The organism is Verrucomicrobiales bacterium (genome assembly GCA_016793885.1).
In the GTDB taxonomy this organism is placed as follows: Bacteria; Verrucomicrobiota; Verrucomicrobiia; order Limisphaerales; family UBA11320; genus UBA11320.
The window spans coordinates 1-2,312 of the sequence record JAEUHE010000252.1; the positions used below are offsets into that span (position 1 = coordinate 1).

The window sequence follows — 2,312 nt, forward strand, 5'->3', positions numbered from 1 at the left end:
CAGGTTGTCTTTGGCACGGACGGCTCGAGGTTTGTCGAATCGGCGCAACGCATGTTGGTAATACAGAAGTTTTAAGAACGTGTTCACGTACCGCCGCTCCGTTTGGAACTTCTGCGGCATGGTCGTGAGGATGATTCGCCCTTGATCGATCTCTGCGAAGTCGAAGCTGCTCTCCGCAGAACAAAACACCTCCGCAATTTCCGGGGTGATATAAAACTGGAGGTAGTTGCTGATCGTTTCTCGGACGCCACCCAATTGTTCCGGAGGTTGCCCAAGAAAGCGGTTCTCAAAGTGTTCCACCAAAGCTGATCTCCGAGGGGTTTCGAGCAATTCTCCGAGATAGCCCAGTTCGTCCCGCAATCGCACATCGTCCGAGAGGAGCTCGAACGCTCCGAGCAAAGTCACCGGCAATCGGAGTTCATAGAGAAGTTCCAGGGCATGTTGGATGTGGGTTTGAGCCTGGCTCTTGAAAAACCCTTTGTCGCCCCCCTGCCCTAGGCTGGTTGCAGTATCGACCACAAACTTGGCATAGGTGGTGAAAGGGATGGAACGATCACCCGTGAGGTTGAAGCGTTGAGGCGGACGCCAGGCTTCATGGGCTTGGTCTGGGCGTATCTGGAGCTGAATCAGCTCATCACTGCGTTCGTAGCGTTGGGCCATCGCGGCCAAGGTCTCCCAGTAGACCCCTTTTTCGTCGATGCACAAGCCGCCCCAGTCGGGTTCGTTCTGAAAGACCTGGTGTGCAAGCTGGTTAATCCCGGAGGAAGTCTTGCCTGAGCCGGTATCCCCGGTGATGAGCCATCCGCGGCAGAATTGCCCGCGCTTCCAGACAACCCCACCCAACCGAGCGACGATTGCCTTAGGAATGGGGCGAAACAGCAACCAACCCGCGAATCCGAGCAGGAATAGACCAAAAGCAAAGATCCAGCCGCTTTCGAGTCGGGAGTGGAAGTCCGAGGCCCACGGAAACAAGGGTGTCAGAGCCGGGAAGTGAAGTGGAGTCATTGATAGACCTTTCCAATCAGGAATCCGCCCAGGACTCCGGCCAATGCGGCCAGCCAGGCTGCCGTCCGGGTGACAGTGCCAACGTCTTTACCTCGGTTCGCCTTCCCAAGTTTGACAGACAACGTCTGAGCCTGCTTGTGAAGCGCGCGGTTGACATCGAGTAAGGTTCCAATGTCCACACGCAGAGGTTCAAAGGAGGGAAAGTCCTTCTTGCGAAGGGCTTCCCAGTGATCCTGATGAATCTTCAGGAGTTGCACCAATAGCAGAACTGCGTCGTCCTCCCGAAGACGGTGTTGCTGACGCCAGGCCTCGATAGCCGACTTCAGCTCACCATCACAGGGGGAAGGCGCGATTTCGTGTGCTTTCATGGCATCGGAATGAGGAGGCTCTTTACGATTTCGAGTTGGTCGTATAGCCGCCGTTGCCAGCTCTGAAGCCGCTGCCGATCGAGCAGACTGAAAGCTGGATGGGACTTCGCCGTGGAGGGGGTGGCATTCTCTCGGTTGAGGGACTCGACTAGCCAATCGGGCATGCGGCTCATGGAGATATCGCGTCCCTCCAATGAGCCTAAAATATGTGTTTTGACCACAGAGGTTTCATACAAGGCGAAGCTCTCACTGTGGGCAGCGTTGCGGACGATGAGGTACTGGGCACCAGACCCTAGGTCATCGGAAAGCCGCTGAACCTGATCCAGGCTGTCCGGCTCGTGGTTAATGGGAATGATCAGAGTCAGAGAGGCTTGGAGGGTTTTGAGCACTTCGCTCAGACGAATTTCACGGAAGTAATCCAGAAACAGATCGGTCGATGCCGCTCGACAGTCCACGACCACCAGCGCGTGGTTCTCCAGCGCCTCGAGGATCCGGTCGAGGTCGCGAGGGAGACTCAGATCGATAAATCCTGCCTCAGGGTGAAAACGCTTGAGCGTGGAGTTCTCGTTGTCGCTGTCGAAAGCATAGTGAGCGATGTGCTGGTCTTTGAAGAACTGGACGAGGTTGATGGCAAAGAAGCTTTTACCGACACCTCCCTTACCGTTGAGGATGAGAATAAGACGTTTCATGGTTTATTGGGTTCAGCGAGACGGATGTTGGCGATGCGCGGACCTTTGGAACGAGGAGTGGGTGAAATGGTAGAGGGCGATGAGCTGAGCTCGGAGCCGAGGTTGGGAGATACCGGAGTTGCGGGCGGGGCCGGCTCTGGGCTCGAGACGGGAGTCGGCGGAGCTAATCGACGAGCGGAAGCTCGGCGTTTGGGGCGCGGCTTCTCGTCTAAAACCGCGTGACAGAACCGAGCGATGGCGGAACGGCATG

Annotated in this window: 3 protein-coding genes; all 3 read right to left on the reverse strand. The window is 56.4% G+C overall.

Annotated features, from left to right (window positions below; translation table 11 throughout):
- Positions 1–1,005: hypothetical protein (locus JNN07_27790; GenBank protein MBL9171565.1), on the reverse strand; the 1,005-nt coding region annotated here is incomplete at its 3' end.
- On the reverse strand, positions 1,002–1,373 hold the full coding sequence (locus JNN07_27795; protein ID MBL9171566.1) for a hypothetical protein: 372 nt from the start codon (positions 1,371–1,373) through the stop codon (positions 1,002–1,004). The genes JNN07_27790 and JNN07_27795, both read right to left, overlap by 4 nt.
- Positions 1,370–2,062: a hypothetical protein gene (locus JNN07_27800; protein MBL9171567.1), complete on the reverse strand. Its 693-nt coding sequence runs from the start codon at positions 2,060–2,062 to the stop codon at positions 1,370–1,372. Before JNN07_27800 ends, JNN07_27795 begins: the two co-directional genes overlap by 4 nt.
- Between the last annotated feature and the right edge of the window lie 250 nt (positions 2,063–2,312).

What these genes read in the sequence shown, in the direction of transcription:
- JNN07_27800 (MBL9171567.1), bottom strand. Translation starts at nt 2,062, where the DNA reads ATGAAACGTCTTATTCTCATCCTCAACGGTAAGGGAGGTGTCGGTAAA.
- JNN07_27795 (MBL9171566.1), bottom strand. Translation starts at nt 1,373, where the DNA reads ATGAAAGCACACGAAATCGCGCCTTCCCCCTGTGATGGTGAGCTGAAG.